The organism is Photorhabdus antumapuensis, assembly GCF_020387775.1.
In the GTDB taxonomy this organism is placed as follows: domain Bacteria; phylum Pseudomonadota; class Gammaproteobacteria; order Enterobacterales; family Enterobacteriaceae; genus Photorhabdus; species Photorhabdus antumapuensis.
Genome location: NZ_JAHZMK010000048.1, coordinates 36215 through 51069 on the forward strand (window position 1 = coordinate 36215; position 14855 = coordinate 51069).

15 protein-coding genes are annotated in these 14855 nt (G+C 42.2%); 7 read left to right on the forward strand and 8 right to left on the reverse strand.

All coding sequences use genetic code 11. From position 1 onward, the window contains the following. Positions 1 to 314: 314 nt before the first annotated feature. The 3 genes from rfaC to rfaD are packed head-to-tail and all read right to left on the reverse strand — an operon-like array spanning position 315 to position 3278. A complete protein-coding gene (rfaC, locus tag KZ793_RS17270) occupies positions 315 to 1280 on the reverse strand; it encodes a lipopolysaccharide heptosyltransferase RfaC (RefSeq protein ID WP_225816459.1) in 966 nt (321 codons plus the stop codon). Then, positions 1280 to 2329 (reverse strand): ADP-heptose--LPS heptosyltransferase RfaF, encoded by a 1050-nt coding sequence (rfaF, locus tag KZ793_RS17275; RefSeq protein WP_225816460.1) that lies wholly within the window; start codon positions 2327 to 2329, stop codon positions 1280 to 1282. The genes rfaC and rfaF overlap by 1 nt, the downstream gene beginning before the upstream one ends. 10 nt (positions 2330 to 2339) lie before the next feature. Then, on the reverse strand, positions 2340 to 3278 hold the full coding sequence (gene rfaD / locus KZ793_RS17280) for an ADP-glyceromanno-heptose 6-epimerase (protein ID WP_225816461.1): 939 nt from the start codon (positions 3276 to 3278) through the stop codon (positions 2340 to 2342). Between the two features lie 233 nt (positions 3279 to 3511). Here rfaD and kbl point away from each other — a divergent pair, with 233 nt between their 5' ends. Together kbl and tdh are read left to right on the forward strand one after the other, a co-directional pair. Beyond that, entirely contained in the window at positions 3512 to 4708 is a 1197-nt protein-coding gene (gene kbl / locus KZ793_RS17285; RefSeq protein ID WP_225816462.1) for a glycine C-acetyltransferase, read from the forward strand. 9 nt (positions 4709 to 4717) lie between these two features. Further along, on the forward strand, positions 4718 to 5743 hold the full coding sequence (gene tdh / locus KZ793_RS17290; RefSeq protein ID WP_225816464.1) for an L-threonine 3-dehydrogenase: 1026 nt from the start codon (positions 4718 to 4720) through the stop codon (positions 5741 to 5743). A 136-nt stretch (positions 5744 to 5879) separates the two neighbouring features. On the opposite strand, the gene KZ793_RS17295 is transcribed toward tdh, so the two are convergent. Both KZ793_RS17295 and envC read right to left on the reverse strand, forming a co-directional pair. Continuing rightward, positions 5880 to 6791, reverse strand: coding sequence for a divergent polysaccharide deacetylase family protein (locus KZ793_RS17295; protein WP_225816465.1), 912 nt, complete (start codon positions 6789 to 6791; stop codon positions 5880 to 5882). Positions 6792 to 6795: 4 nt separating this feature from the next. After that, the gene (gene envC / locus KZ793_RS17300) at positions 6796 to 8103 is read right to left on the reverse strand and encodes a murein hydrolase activator EnvC (protein ID WP_225816466.1); all 1308 of its coding nucleotides are present in this window, start codon (positions 8101 to 8103) and stop codon (positions 6796 to 6798) included. 356 nt (positions 8104 to 8459) lie between these two features. On the opposite strand from envC, the gene KZ793_RS17305 reads away from it, so the two are divergent. From KZ793_RS17305 to cysE, 4 genes are all read left to right on the forward strand, one after another. Further along, the gene (locus tag KZ793_RS17305; protein WP_225816467.1) at positions 8460 to 8897 is read left to right on the forward strand and encodes a rhodanese-like domain-containing protein; all 438 of its coding nucleotides are present in this window, start codon (positions 8460 to 8462) and stop codon (positions 8895 to 8897) included. A gap of 69 nt (positions 8898 to 8966) precedes the next feature. Further along, a complete protein-coding gene (gene secB / locus KZ793_RS17310; RefSeq protein WP_118986057.1) occupies positions 8967 to 9443 on the forward strand; it encodes a protein-export chaperone SecB in 477 nt (158 codons plus the stop codon). Beyond that, on the forward strand, positions 9443 to 10465 hold the full coding sequence (gene gpsA, locus KZ793_RS17315) for an NAD(P)H-dependent glycerol-3-phosphate dehydrogenase (protein ID WP_225816468.1): 1023 nt from the start codon (positions 9443 to 9445) through the stop codon (positions 10463 to 10465). Before secB ends, gpsA begins: the two co-directional genes overlap by 1 nt. A gap of 44 nt (positions 10466 to 10509) precedes the next feature. Then, entirely contained in the window at positions 10510 to 11331 is an 822-nt protein-coding gene (gene cysE / locus KZ793_RS17320; protein ID WP_112877805.1) for a serine O-acetyltransferase, read from the forward strand. A 212-nt stretch (positions 11332 to 11543) separates the two neighbouring features. Here the strand turns inward: cysE and KZ793_RS17325 are convergent, their stop codons facing one another. From KZ793_RS17325 to KZ793_RS17335, 3 genes are all read right to left on the reverse strand, one after another. Beyond that, positions 11544 to 12242 carry a class I SAM-dependent methyltransferase gene (locus KZ793_RS17325; protein WP_225816469.1) on the reverse strand — a complete coding sequence of 233 codons (699 nt, stop codon included), beginning with the start codon at positions 12240 to 12242 and terminating at the stop codon, positions 11544 to 11546. Between the two features lie 552 nt (positions 12243 to 12794). Next, a complete protein-coding gene (trmL, locus tag KZ793_RS17330) occupies positions 12795 to 13283 on the reverse strand; it encodes a tRNA (uridine(34)/cytosine(34)/5-carboxymethylaminomethyluridine(34)-2'-O)-methyltransferase TrmL (protein WP_225816470.1) in 489 nt (162 codons plus the stop codon). Positions 13284 to 13593: 310 nt separating this feature from the next. Next, a complete protein-coding gene (locus tag KZ793_RS17335) occupies positions 13594 to 14292 on the reverse strand; it encodes a class I SAM-dependent methyltransferase (protein ID WP_225816471.1) in 699 nt (232 codons plus the stop codon). 341 nt (positions 14293 to 14633) lie between these two features. Between KZ793_RS17335 and KZ793_RS17340 the strand changes: the two genes are divergently transcribed. Next, positions 14634 to 14819 carry a hypothetical protein gene (locus tag KZ793_RS17340; protein WP_225816472.1) on the forward strand — a complete coding sequence of 62 codons (186 nt, stop codon included), beginning with the start codon at positions 14634 to 14636 and terminating at the stop codon, positions 14817 to 14819. The last annotated feature ends 36 nt before the right edge of the window (positions 14820 to 14855 follow it).

The window sequence follows — 14855 nt, forward strand, 5'->3', positions numbered from 1 at the left end:
ATACTGCCTAAATTAGGTTAAGTATTAAATATATTATTTTGTTTAAATTAGGACTCATTATTATTAATAAGATTAAATTTAAAGGAAGTTTTTGTATAATATAGTTTACGATAAAAATAGTTTAAATAATATATTTGATATCATTGGGTTAATGGAGGAATATGACTTGAAATTATTTAAATCTATTATTATAAATCGCTTATTTTAACGTTTGAATAGGTAATATAGAATATGATTTATGGCAAATTATTTGTTTTCAGTTGATGATTAAAAAATCAGGCGTCTACCAGAAACGCCTTAGATTTAATAATTAATCAACCAATATTTTTTTGAAGATGAACTAATACTTTCGATGGCGTAATACTTTTGATATTTCCATCCTCCGCTTTTAAAGATATTTGTTCTTTGCCATAACCACCAATTAGTCCTGGATCTGTCGGACCAAACAACGTGATATTCGGGCGATCCAATGCAGCAGTGAGGTGACTCAGGCCAGTATCAACAGAAACAACCGCTTTTGCACCGGCCAGTTCTTGGGCTACTTGTGCCAAGGTCAGCTTTGGTAACACTTCCACATGAGGAAAGTTTTCCGCCAGCCTTAGCGCACGTTGGTATTCATGTTCTGCGCCCCAGGGGAGCTTAATTCGTACACCTGACGGCTGAATTTCAGCAATAAGTTGTCGCCAATAGCTTTCCGGCCAATGTTTTTCATCGCGAGTGGTGGCATGGAGAAAAATCAGATAATTACCCTGATTTTCTGGATGCTGATGCAGAAAATGACGGGCAATCCCATAATCGCCCTGTGCTGCCGGTTTGGTATAACCCAGGCTGACGGCAAACAGTTCCCGGATACGTTCTACGGCGTGCTGTTGCTTACTGACTGCATGACAGAAATCATAAAAAAAACTTGCTAATGGCTCACGGATACTTTTACGGTTGTAACCATGCTTAGGGCCATAAGCTAATCGAGTGACCAAAAATGCGCTTTTCAATAACCCTTGAGCATCGATGATGGCATCATATTGATGTAATTTTAATTTTTCTTTGAATAAACGGCGTTCCGCGCGAATTTCTGGACTAAACCAGTTTTTACGCCAGCGGCGAATAGCAACAGGAATAATTTGATCAACCGCATTGTGCCAGCCGGGGATTTGAGCAAAACCTTCCTCTACTACCCAATCAAAACGGACATCAGGTAAGTTTCTTTCTGCATCAGTCAGTGCAGGGAGCGAGTGGAGGACATCGCCCATAGAAGAAGTTTTAACCAGTAAAACCCGCATTAACTCTGGTTCTCCGCTTGTAATAATTTTTCCAGGGAAGCTATCACCTGCTCTGGTTGGATATCAATCAAACTCTGATGATAGCCATGTGCGCTGTCACCTTTTCTGACTTTGTGATAGCCAGTAATAAGGCGAATAACTTCCGCTTTATCGGATAATGGTGGGGTAAAATCTGGGCTACTTGGGCCGTAAAGTGCAACCAGAGGGCGATTAAGTGCTGCGGCAACATGCATCAAACCAGAATCGTTGGTCACAATGGCATCACAGGCAGCGATAATATTGACTGCCTGTTCAAGAGAGGTTTGTCCGGCAAGATTGACGCAGTGTTCACAGGCTTCTTCCGTCAGTGCTTTGCGAATATCCTCTCCACCTTCGTGATCTTTGGCAGAGCCAAATAGCAGAATTTGATATCCCTTTTTAGTAATAAGCTGTTGAGCCAATGCGGCGTAGTGATAATGCGGCCAGCGTTTTGCCGGGCCAAATTCTGCGCCGGGGCAGAACCCGATGATAGGCCGATGATCAGAAATATTGAATGCTGCGGTGGATTCAGCAATATCTTCATCACTGACATCTAATTGAGGCCAAAGTAATGGTTGAGGCAGATCTGCCGCACAACTAGGTTTTGCATCGTAAGCCAATGCCGCATAGCGTTGAACCATTAGTGGGAAGGCTTCTTTATTCAATGTACGAATATCATTGAGCAATCCATATCTCATTTCACCACGCCAGCCGGTGCGCAGAGGAATATTGGCGAAGAAAGGCACCAAGGCAGATTTGAAAGAATTTGGTAGCACATAAGCACGATTATATTTACGTTCACGCAGGGCGACCCCCAAACGACGGCGTTCGCCTAATGCCAGTGCGCCATGCCCTAATGGCATAGCTAATGCTTGATTGACCTCCGGCATTTTGTCCAGCAGTGGGCGGCACCAGGCTGGCGCCATCACATCAATTTCTGCATTAGGATGCAAAGCCTTTAATGTCCGGTAAAGGCTCTGCGACATCATCATGTCACCCACCCACGAAGGGCCGATCACCAATATTTTCATAGCGAGTAGATTACTTATCCTGATTAAGCCAATGCATATATTCCGTTACTCCTTCGGCAACGGTTTTGAATGGCTGATCATAACCCGCCGCGCGAAGCTTGGTCAGATCCGCTTGCGTGAAGCGTTGATAACGACCTTTCAAATGTTCAGGGAAATCAATATGTTCAATAATGAGTGATTTATCTTGATGGAATTCAACCACCGCATCGGCAACTGCCTGGAAAGATTCAGCACGGCCCGTTCCACAGTTATAAATACCGGAAACGCCGTTTTTCCAGAACCAAAGATTAACCGCTGCGGCATCACCAACATAAATAAAATCACGTTGGAAGCTTTCACTGCCAGCGAATAGTTTTGGGTTTTGTCCCTGATTGATTTGATTGTTCAAATGAAAGGCAACGCTCGCCATACTACCTTTGTGCCCTTCACGTGGGCCATACACATTGAAATAACGGAAACCACAAATTTGTGAATCAGCTTGGGGCAGGATATCCCGGACATATTGGTCGAACAGAAATTTAGAGTAACCATAAACGTTAAGTGGTTTCTCATATTGACGCTCTTCGATAAAATTATCAGTGCGGCCGCCATAGGTTGCCGCTGAGGAGGCGTATAGGAAAGGAGTGCGGCGTTCAAGGCAATAGTGTAGTAATTCTTTTGAATATTGATAGTTATTATCCATCATATACTTGCCATCCCACTCGGTTGTGGATGAGCAAGCGCCTTCGTGGAAAATAGCATCAATGTCACCGAAGTCATCACCGGCTAGAATACTGGCAATAAACTCTTCCTTGTCCATGTAATCAGCAATATCCAGGTCAGCCAGATTGGCGAATTTAGTACCATCTTTCAGATTATCTACGACCAGAATATCTTTATATCCTTCGTCATTTAGTGCTTTGATAATATTGCTGCCAATAAATCCAGCACCGCCAGTGACAATGATCATTAGATTTACCTCTACAATCGGGTTAATGAAGCAAATTGCTTCTATAATAACATCTAACACCCATGACGACAGCAGCTTAAGCAGGGGAATATACTGAAATATTATGGTAATTCAGATTGCATGACGTGACGGATACAGCAAAGTTAATATTATCTGCCTGATAGTGTCGTCAGTAGCCTGATCAATGAGTAAAATATGTCACAACCCTTCATTTATAAATCAGGAGAAAATAAATGTCAGCATCATTTTATCAGCAAATTAATGAACAATTAGAGCAAGCCCACTCTGAGGGGTTATTCAAAAATGAACGTATCATCACTTCTGCACAAAATGCTGACATTGCTGTAGCCGATGGCAGCCATGTTATTAACTTCTGTGCAAATAACTATTTAGGTTTGGCTAATCACCCTGAGCTTATTGCCGCTGCTAAAGCGGGAATGGATAGCCACGGTTTTGGTATGGCATCTGTTCGTTTTATTTGCGGGACTCAGGATACTCATAAAGAGCTGGAGAAAAAACTGGCAGAATTTTTGGGTATGGAAGATGCCATTCTTTATTCTTCTTGTTTTGATGCTAATGGTGGTCTATTTGAAACACTGTTTGGGCCGGAAGATGCCATTATCTCTGATGCGCTGAACCACGCTTCTATTATTGATGGCGTCCGTTTATGCAAAGCGAAGCGTTATCGTTATGCTAATAATGATATGCAAGAACTGAGAGTACAATTAGAGAAAGCCAAAGCAGATAATGCACGCCATATTGTGATTGCAACCGATGGTGTGTTCTCGATGGATGGTGTGATCGCTGATTTGAAGTCTATCTGTGACTTGGCTGATGAATTTGATGCAATGGTCATGGTGGATGACTCTCATGCTGTTGGTTTTGTTGGTGCTCATGGTCGTGGTACTCACGAATATTGTGACGTAATGGATCGTATTGACATCATTACCGGCACATTAGGTAAAGCGTTGGGTGGTGCTTCCGGTGGTTATACTGCGGCACGTAAAGAAGTTGTTGAATGGTTGCGCCAGCGCTCACGCCCATATCTGTTCTCCAACTCACTGGCCCCGGCGATTGTAGCGGCATCCATCAAGGTGCTGGATATGCTGAAAGAGGGAGATGCATTGCGTGATCGTCTGTGGAAGAACGCTAACCTGTTCCGTGAAAAAATGACAGCCGCAGGTTTCACTTTGGCGGGTGCTGACCATGCGATTATTCCGGTCATGTTAGGTGATGCGAAATTAGCACAAGAGTTTGCCGCAGAATTACTGAAAGAAGGCATTTATGTTACTGGTTTCTTCTATCCGGTAGTCCCTAAAAATCAGGCCCGTATCCGCACACAAATGTCAGCAGCGCATACGGAAGAGCAAATTGAACGCGCAGTCGCGGCGTTCACGCGAATTGGTAAGCAATTAAATGTAATTGCATAAGGCATCTCTATGAAAGCATTGTCAAAGTTAAAAGCAGAAGAAGGCATCTGGATGGTCGATGTGCCTGAACCAGAGTTGGGGCACAATGATGTGATGATCAAAATCCGTAAAACGGCGATTTGTGGTACGGATGTGCACATCTATAACTGGGATGACTGGTCGCAAAAAACCATTCCTGTACCGATGGTTGTTGGTCATGAGTATGTTGGCGAAGTTGTTGCGATTGGTCAGGAAGTAAAAGGTTTTAAAATTGGTGACCGGGTGTCTGGCGAGGGGCATATTACTTGTGGTCACTGCCGTAACTGTCGTGGTGGCCGTACTCATTTATGCCGTAATACCATTGGCGTGGGGGTAAATCGCCCCGGTTCTTTTGCTCAATATCTGGTTATTCCTGCATTTAATGCGTTCAAAATCCCAGATAACATCTCTGATGAACTGGCTTCTATTTTTGACCCATTTGGCAATGCTGTTCATACTGCGCTTTCGTTTGATCTGGTTGGTGAAGATGTGCTGGTTTCTGGCGCAGGCCCAATTGGTATTATGGCCGCGGCAGTTTGTAAACATGTGGGTGCGCGTCATGTTGTTATCACAGACGTTAACGAATATCGCCTTGAACTGGCACGTAAAATGGGTGTTACCCGTGCGGTGAACGTTAGCCAGGAGAATCTGACCGATGTCATGGCGGAACTGGGTATGACGGAAGGTTTTGATGTTGGTTTGGAAATGTCCGGTGCCCCCGCTGCATTCCGTGCCTTATTGAATACCATGAATCACGGTGGCCGTGTCGCGTTGTTGGGTATTCCACCATCAGATATGGCAATCGACTGGAGTCAGGTGATTTTCAAGGGCTTGTTTATTAAAGGCATTTATGGCCGTGAAATGTTTGAAACCTGGTACAAAATGGCGACATTGATTCAATCTGGTTTGGATCTGACCCCCATTATCACTCACCGGTTCTCTGTTGATGATTTCCAGCAAGGTTTTGACATCATGCGTTCAGGGAAGTCTGGTAAAGTTATTCTGAACTGGGATTAACCGACCAAGTCAGTTATCACTAAAATTAATAGGCGCTTTTAGCTCTTGAGCGCCTATTTGAGGCATTAGCAATATTGCAAGCTATCATCGATCAATAGAAATAATAAAATAATTAGCCATTTCTTAAGATGAATTTCTATTCTGTTTTATCCTGAGATTTATTTCCGGCTAGTTTCTGGATGTATCGACTCACCGTGTTCACAATAGGATTATCAACCAGAGTATCGCCAATAACGGCCAGATAATCTTGGCTGTTAACTGTGACGGGTGATTCTTTTATTTCACACAGCTTGCCCCATTTATAGTGATTATCACCAACAGGTTTGCCACTTAACAACCTACTTGGGCTGACTAACTCAATATCAGTGGGAAGCGTTGGCAGCATCTGTTGTAGTGCGCGAATGGTTGTTGGATGAGGATGGCCGATAGCAATAGCGGAACCATTCTTACGGGCAATGGAAATTGCACGGTTTAACTGATGGCGAGTTTCTGCTTCTGATTGCACATCATCCAGGAAAACATGACGACGGATAACGCGCACAGGCGTGCCTTGTGCTGCCTTTGTTACTTGAGTATTGCCAATCGTCACGCTGTCGAGAAAATAGAGGTTATAACCAGACAGTGAGCGCATCACTTTCTGCATTCCCGGCAAGCTCGAAGTCATCGCGCTGCCCATATGGTTATTAATTCCTACAGCATAAGGGACTTTTTGTATTGCGCGCTGGATGATGCGGTCAATTTCTTCACTGCTCATGGTTGGCTGGAGAGTATCCGGTTCTAGCAATTGTTTGCTTAAAGGTGCCATTGGCAGGTGGATTAAGATCTCCCGCCCTTGTTTGTATGCTTTTTCAGCCATTTCCCTGCCATGTGGTGAATCTGGCAGAATGGCGATAGAGATTGCAACAGGCATCTGCAATATTTTGTTTTCATTATGAGGACGATAGCCAAAATCGTCGATAACGATAGCCAAACGGGCAGCACTGGCTTGTAGGCTCAAAAGTAATAGGGCGGTAGTACCAATGCGTTTTGCGAACTTGCGTTGTCTCACCTGATTATCTCCCAAGCCACGGTTGTGGGTTTACCGCTCTTCCCTGACGGCGGATTTCAAAATAGAGTGCGGGTTGCTGCTGACCGCCACTGTTTCCGACCAATGCAATAGGTTGTCCGGCCCGAACTTGCTGACCAACACTGACCAAAGCACTCTGATTATAGCCATAGAGACTCATATCACCTTTACCGTGCTCTATAACGACAACTAGCCCATAGCCTTGTAACCAGTCAGCCAGCAGCACCCGGCCATCGGATATCGCTTTGACTTCAGTGCCTTCTGTGGCTGAAATCACCATGCCTTTCCAGCGTAATTCGCCTTGCAGCGCTTGACCAAACTGATGTATCACCTTACCGTGGACAGGCCAGATTGCCTGACCAGCAGGACGGCCAAGGCCCCCGGTACGTGCCATCAATGCGCGTTCATCTTCAGTTGGCTTATAGCTGGAGCCTTTTTGCTGTGCTTGTTTCTGTTTCGCTGCAATCTGAGCACGGACACGGGCAGCTTCTTTGGCTTCTCGTTCAGCACGTGCTTTCGCTTCCCGTTCTGCCTTGGCAATTTTATCTTGCAGACGGGTTTCATTTTGTTTTAGTTCAGCGAGATTTTTCTGGTCTTTCTTTAAGGAAGATTCCAGTTCAGTTAGGGTTTTTTGTCGGGCGCTGCGGGCCACTTCCATCTGCTGCTTCTGTTGTTGTTGCTCAGTCAGAACTTGTTTTTGTTCTTCCTGTTTCTGCTGCTCAAGTTTTTTCTGTTTAGTTAAATCCACTGTTGTTTGCTCAAGTTTAACAATGGTGTCCTGACGGGCTTGATTAAGGTAGCTATAGTAAGCGAGTATGCGCTCCCCCCTCTTACCCTCTTCTCCTCTGAACATGAGTTCAAGCCCTTGATGTTGCCCTTGACGGAATGCCGCATCCAATTGGCGTGCCAGCATATCTCGTTGCGCTTTTTGTTGTTTTTCCAGTTTTTTGATGTTGGAGATTAGAGCGGTAATCTCTTTATTCAGCTTACTGAGTTGAGTTTGGGTGTTGTGTAGAGATTGACCAATTTTGGAAATGGTATTTTCCTGATCTTTCAGCTGATTTAGCAAAGAACTCCGTTTTTGCTGCTGTTGTTGCACACTTTTCTCTTTCTCCGCGATGTTTTGTTGGAGATCTTTCAGCTGATTTTTATTGGCGATAATTTGATTCGCAAAGGTATTAAAGCTGAAAATAGCTAACAGGAAAGCATAGAACAATAAGGCACAGATATTATTCCGCCGTGAGTTCTGCTTGCGCCGATAATGACGGCTATGCATTTCCTTGTTGTCAGCCATTTCTGTAAATATACCTTGCTACTGTATGCACTAGATTATTTCATGATGAACAAAGCGTTACCAGATGCTACGCTGATTTTTTACACTTTCAGATGATGCTGTCTTAACATCGAAATCGGATAATAATAAACATATTAGCCTATTTATCGTTGAAATTCCTGCATGCATCCAGTGTGACAGAGCAGATGCTGATAATGCACTTAACGTGTTCCATTTTTAGGGTATTTTTATTTTTTCTCGAAACTCTCCGCAAAATTTGCACTGAGCTTGTGCTATTTGGCTGTAATTGACGCAACACAAAGGTATACTCTGGAACCTTAGATATTTGTTATTAACCAACGGGAGTTTTTGCCCCCATGCTGCAAGAAATCATGCAATTTATTAACCAGCATATGACCTTAAGCCTCATCTGGATTGCACTGCTGGTTGCCGTTATTGTGACTACGACGAGAGGTTTATTCTCTAAAACCAAAGAGATAACTCGTGCGCAAGCGATTAATCTGATCAATAAAGAAGAAGCCATTGTCGTGGACTTACGTTCCCGTGAAGATTTCCGCAAAGGGCATATTATTGGTTCAGTAAACCTGACTCCCTCTGAAATTAAAGACAACAATTTTGCTGAGTTGGAAAAACATAAAAAGCAGCCTGTAATTGTTGTTTCTGCGAATGGCACGGAATCTCGTACGCCGGCAGAGAATCTTATTCATGCTGGTTTTGAACGCGTATGTTCCTTGAAAGAAGGTTTGGTTGGTTGGACAGGCGAAAACTTGCCATTAGCGTATGGTAAAAAGTAATCATTTTGGGCGTGAATGGCGACATTCACATAAAAAATTTAATAAGGACATCTAAAGGTAACAATTATTATGTCAGAACAAAGCAATACAGAAATGGCTTTCCAGATCCAACGTATCTACACCAAAGATATCTCTTTTGAAGCACCAAACGCACCGCAAGTGTTTCAGCAGGAATGGCAGCCGGAAGTAAAACTGGATCTGGATACAGCTTCCAGTGAGTTGGCTCAAGGGGTTTATGAAGTTGTTCTGCGTGTGACTGTAACAGCAGCTTTGGGAGAAGAGACGGCATTCCTGTGTGAAGTACAGCAAGGGGGTATTTTCTCTATTGACGGTATCGAAGGAACTCAACTAGCTCACTGCTTGGGGGCATATTGTCCGAATATCCTGTTCCCATATGCTCGTGAATGCATCACTAACTTGGTGAGCCGTGGAACCTTCCCACAACTGAATCTGGCTCCAGTAAACTTTGATGCCCTGTTCATGAACTACCTGCAACAGCAGGCAGAACAGTCTCAGGGTGGTGAACAAACTGAACAGGAAGCTTAATGAATAGTACTGTTTCTATGACAGTGATCGGTGCCGGCTCATACGGCACCTCATTAGCCATTACGCTAGCTCGTAATGGTCATAATGTTGTACTTTGGGGGCATAATCCAGAGCATGTTGGGGCATTGCAACAGTCGCGTTGTAATCAGAAATTTCTGCCGGATGTTTCCTTTCCTGATAGTTTATTGCTTGAAACAGACCTAATAAAAGCACTAACAGCGAGCCGCGATATTCTTGTTGTGGTACCTAGCCATGTGTTTGGTGAAGTGTTAAAGCAGGTAAAACCACATCTACGACCTGATTCACGTATCGTCTGGGCAACTAAAGGCTTGGAAGCTGATACTGGTCGGTTACTACAGGATGTGGCCCGTGAGATATTAGGCAATGAAATACCGTTAGCGGTGCTCTCTGGGCCAACATTTGCTAAAGAGTTAGCGGCTGGTTTGCCTACTGCGATTGCTATTTCCGCGACGGAATCTGCTTTTGGCGATGAACTTCAGCAATTATTCCACTGTGGCAAAAGTTTCCGGGTTTATAAAAATCCTGATTTTATTGGTGTTCAACTCGGTGGTGCCGTAAAAAACGTGATTGCCATTGGTGCGGGAATATCTGATGGTATGGGTTTTGGTGCTAATGCTCGTACTGCATTGATAACTCGTGGATTGGCGGAAATGAGTCGCCTTGGTGCCGCGCTAGGTGCTGATCCTTCTACCTTTATGGGCATGGCGGGATTGGGCGATTTGGTCTTAACTTGTACTGATAACCAATCACGTAACCGTCGTTTTGGCATGATGCTGGGGCAGGGAATTAGTGTTGAAGAAGCTCAGAATCAGATTGGGCAGGTTGTTGAAGGTTACCGCAATACCAAAGAAGTGCGCGCATTGGCTAATCGTGCCAATGTAGAAATGCCGATTGCAGAACAAATCTATCAGATACTGTATTGCAATAAAAATGTGATAGAAGCTGCTCAGGCATTATTAGGAAGAGCGAGAAAGGATGAGAGCGATGATGTGCGCTCTTAAATAAAAATCTAATGAGATAGGTTCTAAATGTGAGAGTAAAAAATATGTCGCTAGAGGAATTGGACGAAGTTTGGAAGAACATAAAAACAGAAGCGAGAGCACTGGCTGAATGTGAACCGATGTTGGCCAGTTTTTTTCATGCAACATTACTCAAGCATGAAAATCTTGGTAGTGCCCTAAGTTATATGCTGGCTAATAAGCTGGCTACGCCGATTATGCCGGCTATTGCCGTTAGAGAGATCGTAGAAGAGGCTTATAGCTCAGATCAAAAGATGATTGTCTCTGCTGCCCGCGACATCATAGCGGTACGTCTACGTGATCCCGCCGTAGATAAATATTCAACTCCTCTGCTGTACCTCAAAGGGTTTCATGCTCTACAAGCCTATCGTATTGCCCATTGGATATGGGGAGAAGGACGTAAAGCACTGGCTATTTATCTGCAAAACCAAATCTCGATGTCTTTTGGCGTTGATATTCATCCGGCAGCAAAGATTGGTTGTGGCATTATGCTTGACCATGCTACAGGCATAGTGATTGGTGAAACGGCGGTAGTGGAGAATGACGTATCTATCCTACAATCCGTCACCCTTGGTGGTACTGGTAAAACAGGGGGTGATCGCCATCCAAAAGTCAGGGAAGGGGTGATGATTGGCGCAGGTTCGAAAATACTAGGTAATATCGAAATTGGTCGTGGGGCAAAAATTGGTGCGGGTTCAGTTGTACTTCGCTCTGTTCCACCACACACAACAGCTGCTGGAGTGCCAGCCCGTATTGTCGGTAAACCAGAAAGCGAAAAGCCATCACTGGATATGAACCAGCACTTTAATGGTATCAACCACGGTTTTGAGTATGGTGATGGGATTTGATTTCTCGAAATATATACCCTTCATCTTTCAAGCTGCTGCTTTGTTGGCTGCTTTCACTCACCCCAGTCACATAGTTATCTATGCTCCTGGGGATTCATTCACTTGCNNCTCGAAATCTATTAGGTATAGGCATTAATGATCTTCGTCATATTTTCACATGTTAAATGTGAAAATATGATCTGGCATACTTAATTTATTCAATCTTCTATAAATTATTTCTTTGCTACACCTATTATAATATAGTGCCAATGTTTAGGAACGACTTTATTTAGAACTTTATTATCTAACACCCCTAAAAATTTTCTTTGAAATTCATTCCTGCCAAGAGTAGCAAGGAATCCTAATGTTGTATAATTAACATTTGAAAATTCTGATAGATAGTCTGTCATTTCATTGACGGTGACATAACCCCAAGCATTTCCCCACTTAATATAATTTTTCCTGAGAAATTTATGCAATGGTGATGCAACTAAATTTTCTGCAAACCAAAACTCACCACCCTTTTTTAATGAATGAAATATTTGATTAATAGCCTCTTTTTGTGCTGTTTTGTTTGAATTATAGCCGATTCCGCCTAATACTGATTTAAACATAACGATATCAAAATGGTTCTTATACTTAATATCCAATGCACTTAATCTTTCATATTGGATGTTATCTTCTATATTATAACGCTTATGTTTCTCCAATGCCTTTGTTGTAGGGCCATTTAGGTCGGTACATAAAACATTTCCCCCATTCAATGCAGCCCACAATGATAACCCACCATGTTCACTTCCTATTTCTAGAATATTAGCGGATTTTAATTCTAAGCCAGAATTATCTTGCCAATATTTTAAGGCATGTCTCCAATTATATATGTCCCATTCTATGACATCTTGGAGAAATTCTTTTGAATTTATTGCTTTCATAGCGTAACCAATATATATCAATGAAAATGAGTTGTCTTAATACTAACTTTATTAAATTATTATGATCTAAATAGTTTGATAAAATAGTCGATTATTTGAGGGAATCAACCCCGATTAAGTTATATGAATCAACTTCTAAAGGGAAAAAATTCCCCGATAGGGTTAATTTATACTAATCATAGCATCTACGTCTTGTGATGAATTATGATTTAACGCAAAAACTTGTTCAGAAAACTTAGAATAAAAACTATGCCCTTGATGTCTTAATGTTTTCCTAACGATACATTATGGGTAAATTCTGTCACTTACATCACCAATCTGCCCATCTCTTGTCGGAAGCGATATTGGAGTACTGAACTGATAACCATCGCGGCCGTACTATGCGTTATCCGAAAACATGACGAAAATAGTTGTTTGGTTCTCACCGTGGGTCTGGTACAGAGCTGTACTTCTGTGACCCACGCAAAGAGGAAAAAACTGCCGTGATATGGTCAATAACATGTTAAACCATTGCAGGAATGTGTAGCGATATTAGGCATATTTATTGATGCACTATTTTCTGATGATAGCGCCCTGATAATCTAATTGTCGCCAGGCTTCAAAAACGACAACAGCAACTGAATTGGAGAGATTCATACTGCGGCTATTTGCCAGCATTGGGATACGGATTTTTTGTTGTGGCGGCATATTATCCAATACGTAAGGTGGTAACCCTCTGGTTTCTGGCCCGAACATTAAATAATCTCCTGCTTGATAACTTACCGCACTATGTGCCGGCGTTCCTTTCGTTGTGAGAGCAAACAAACGAGCAGAAGAGTCTCCTATTAACTTTTCATTCTCTAAAAAAGCAAAATAATCATGATGTTGTTTAACATTGGCAAACTCATGATAATCCAGCCCGGCTCGACGTAGCCTTTTATCATCCCAGGTAAAACCCAGAGGCTGAATCAGATGCAATTGAAATCCGGTGTTAGCACAAAGACGAATAATATTACCGGTATTAGGTGGGATTTCAGGTTCAAATAAGACGATGTTTAGCATAATGCCCCCCAGAAACAAGGGGCACAGGTTAGCAGAAATCAGGAGGAGATGCAGGGGGGATCTTCATATACTCATTATCTTTCACGTTGCCTCTTTGTTGGCTGCACTCACTCACCTCGGTCACATAGTTCTCTATGCTCCCGGGGATTCGTTCCCTTGCCGTCGCGATGCATCTTGAAATCCATAGGGTATATTTGTTAGAAAATCTTTCCTTATTGGAGTACTCGATTGTATTGTCAGTAAACTTAAAAGTGAAAAAAACATCACTGGATATAATCCAACATACTAAATTTTTTAGAAATTTTCTGGATTATTTTTTTGCCACACCGATTATAATATAGTGCCAATGTTTAGGAACGACTTTATTTAGAACTTTATTATCTAAGCTCCCTAAAAATTTTCTTTGAGATTCATTTCTGCCAAACGTAGCGAGGAAACCTAATGTTGTATAATTAACATTTGAAAATGCTGACAGATACTCGGTCATTTCGTTGACAGTAACATAGCCCCAAGCATTCCCCCAATTAACATAATTTTTTCTGAGAAATTTATGCAATGGCGATGCAACCAAATTTTCTGCAAACCAAAATTCACCACCCTCTTTTAATGAATGGAAAATCTGATTAATTGCCTTTTTTTGTGCTGATTTATTTGAATTATAACCAATGCCACCTAATACTGATTTAAACATAACGATATCAAAATGGTTTCTATATTTAATATCTAATGCGCTTAATTTACCATATCGGATTCTGTTTTCTATATTATAACGCTTATGTTTCTCCTGAGCCTTTGGAGTCGGGCCATTTAGATCAGTACATAAAACATTACCGCCATTTAATGCTGCCCACAGTGATAATCCACCATTTCGGCTTCCTAGCTCTAGAATATTAGCTGACTTTAATTCTAGGTTAGAATGGTCCTGCCAATATTGTAAGGCATGACTCCAATTACATATATCCCACTCTATGACATCATTGAGTAGCTCTCTTGAGTTTTCTGTTTTCATAAAATGACCAATGGGTTAATTATTTTGATAATACTTTTATAGTGAATTATTATGATCTAGTGATAGATTATTTTTTAATGATGGTATTCTAGCAAAAGATTATGGGAGGGCTTGTTTAGCAAGAATTTTAGATAGATAGGCTGTACTCAGAGTTGTTTTTGTGTCGGTTTCTCCTTAAACATTTTCGTGTTATTCAGTACATTCACTGCAATATGTTTTATACCCGTTATCTTTCAAGTTGCCTCTTTGTTGGCTGTACTTACTCACTCCGGTCACATAGTTAGCTATGCTCCGGTGGATTCGCTCCCTTACCGTCGCGATGCATCTTGATATAATACGAGATGGCAACTCTGCTTGAATTGGGAGCGCCTGACGGTTTCTCCATCTGTGGTATTCCCAGAGCTTTTCGTCAGTTCACGGTAAATATTCATCCATTCAATGAAACACTTTTGGAACTGTTTGGAGCTGAAACGGCTTTTGGTGTCATAAGTTGGAATATCCTGTTCAAATTCACTCTATTGCTTTAACTATCCTCAACGTTCGACACCAAAATCTTCAATTTC

What these genes read in the sequence shown, in the direction of transcription:
- tdh (WP_225816464.1), top strand. Translation starts at nt 4,718, where the DNA reads ATGAAAGCATTGTCAAAGTTAAAAGCAGAAGAAGGCATCTGGATGGTC.
- envC (WP_225816466.1), bottom strand. Translation starts at nt 8,103, where the DNA reads ATGGCTGACAACAAGGAAATGCATAGCCGTCATTATCGGCGCAAGCAG.
- rfaF (WP_225816460.1), bottom strand. Translation starts at nt 2,329, where the DNA reads ATGAAAATATTGGTGATCGGCCCTTCGTGGGTGGGTGACATGATGATG.
- KZ793_RS17340 (WP_225816472.1), top strand. Translation starts at nt 14,634, where the DNA reads ATGGCAACTCTGCTTGAATTGGGAGCGCCTGACGGTTTCTCCATCTGT.
- rfaD (WP_225816461.1), bottom strand. Translation starts at nt 3,278, where the DNA reads ATGATCATTGTCACTGGCGGTGCTGGATTTATTGGCAGCAATATTATC.
- secB (WP_118986057.1), top strand. Translation starts at nt 8,967, where the DNA reads ATGTCAGAACAAAGCAATACAGAAATGGCTTTCCAGATCCAACGTATC.
- rfaC (WP_225816459.1), bottom strand. Translation starts at nt 1,280, where the DNA reads ATGCGGGTTTTACTGGTTAAAACTTCTTCTATGGGCGATGTCCTCCAC.
- KZ793_RS17335 (WP_225816471.1), bottom strand. Translation starts at nt 14,292, where the DNA reads ATGAAAACAGAAAACTCAAGAGAGCTACTCAATGATGTCATAGAGTGG.
- KZ793_RS17305 (WP_225816467.1), top strand. Translation starts at nt 8,460, where the DNA reads ATGCTGCAAGAAATCATGCAATTTATTAACCAGCATATGACCTTAAGC.
- KZ793_RS17325 (WP_225816469.1), bottom strand. Translation starts at nt 12,242, where the DNA reads ATGAAAGCAATAAATTCAAAAGAATTTCTCCAAGATGTCATAGAATGG.
- trmL (WP_225816470.1), bottom strand. Translation starts at nt 13,283, where the DNA reads ATGCTAAACATCGTCTTATTTGAACCTGAAATCCCACCTAATACCGGT.
- gpsA (WP_225816468.1), top strand. Translation starts at nt 9,443, where the DNA reads ATGAATAGTACTGTTTCTATGACAGTGATCGGTGCCGGCTCATACGGC.
- kbl (WP_225816462.1), top strand. Translation starts at nt 3,512, where the DNA reads ATGTCAGCATCATTTTATCAGCAAATTAATGAACAATTAGAGCAAGCC.
- cysE (WP_112877805.1), top strand. Translation starts at nt 10,510, where the DNA reads ATGTCGCTAGAGGAATTGGACGAAGTTTGGAAGAACATAAAAACAGAA.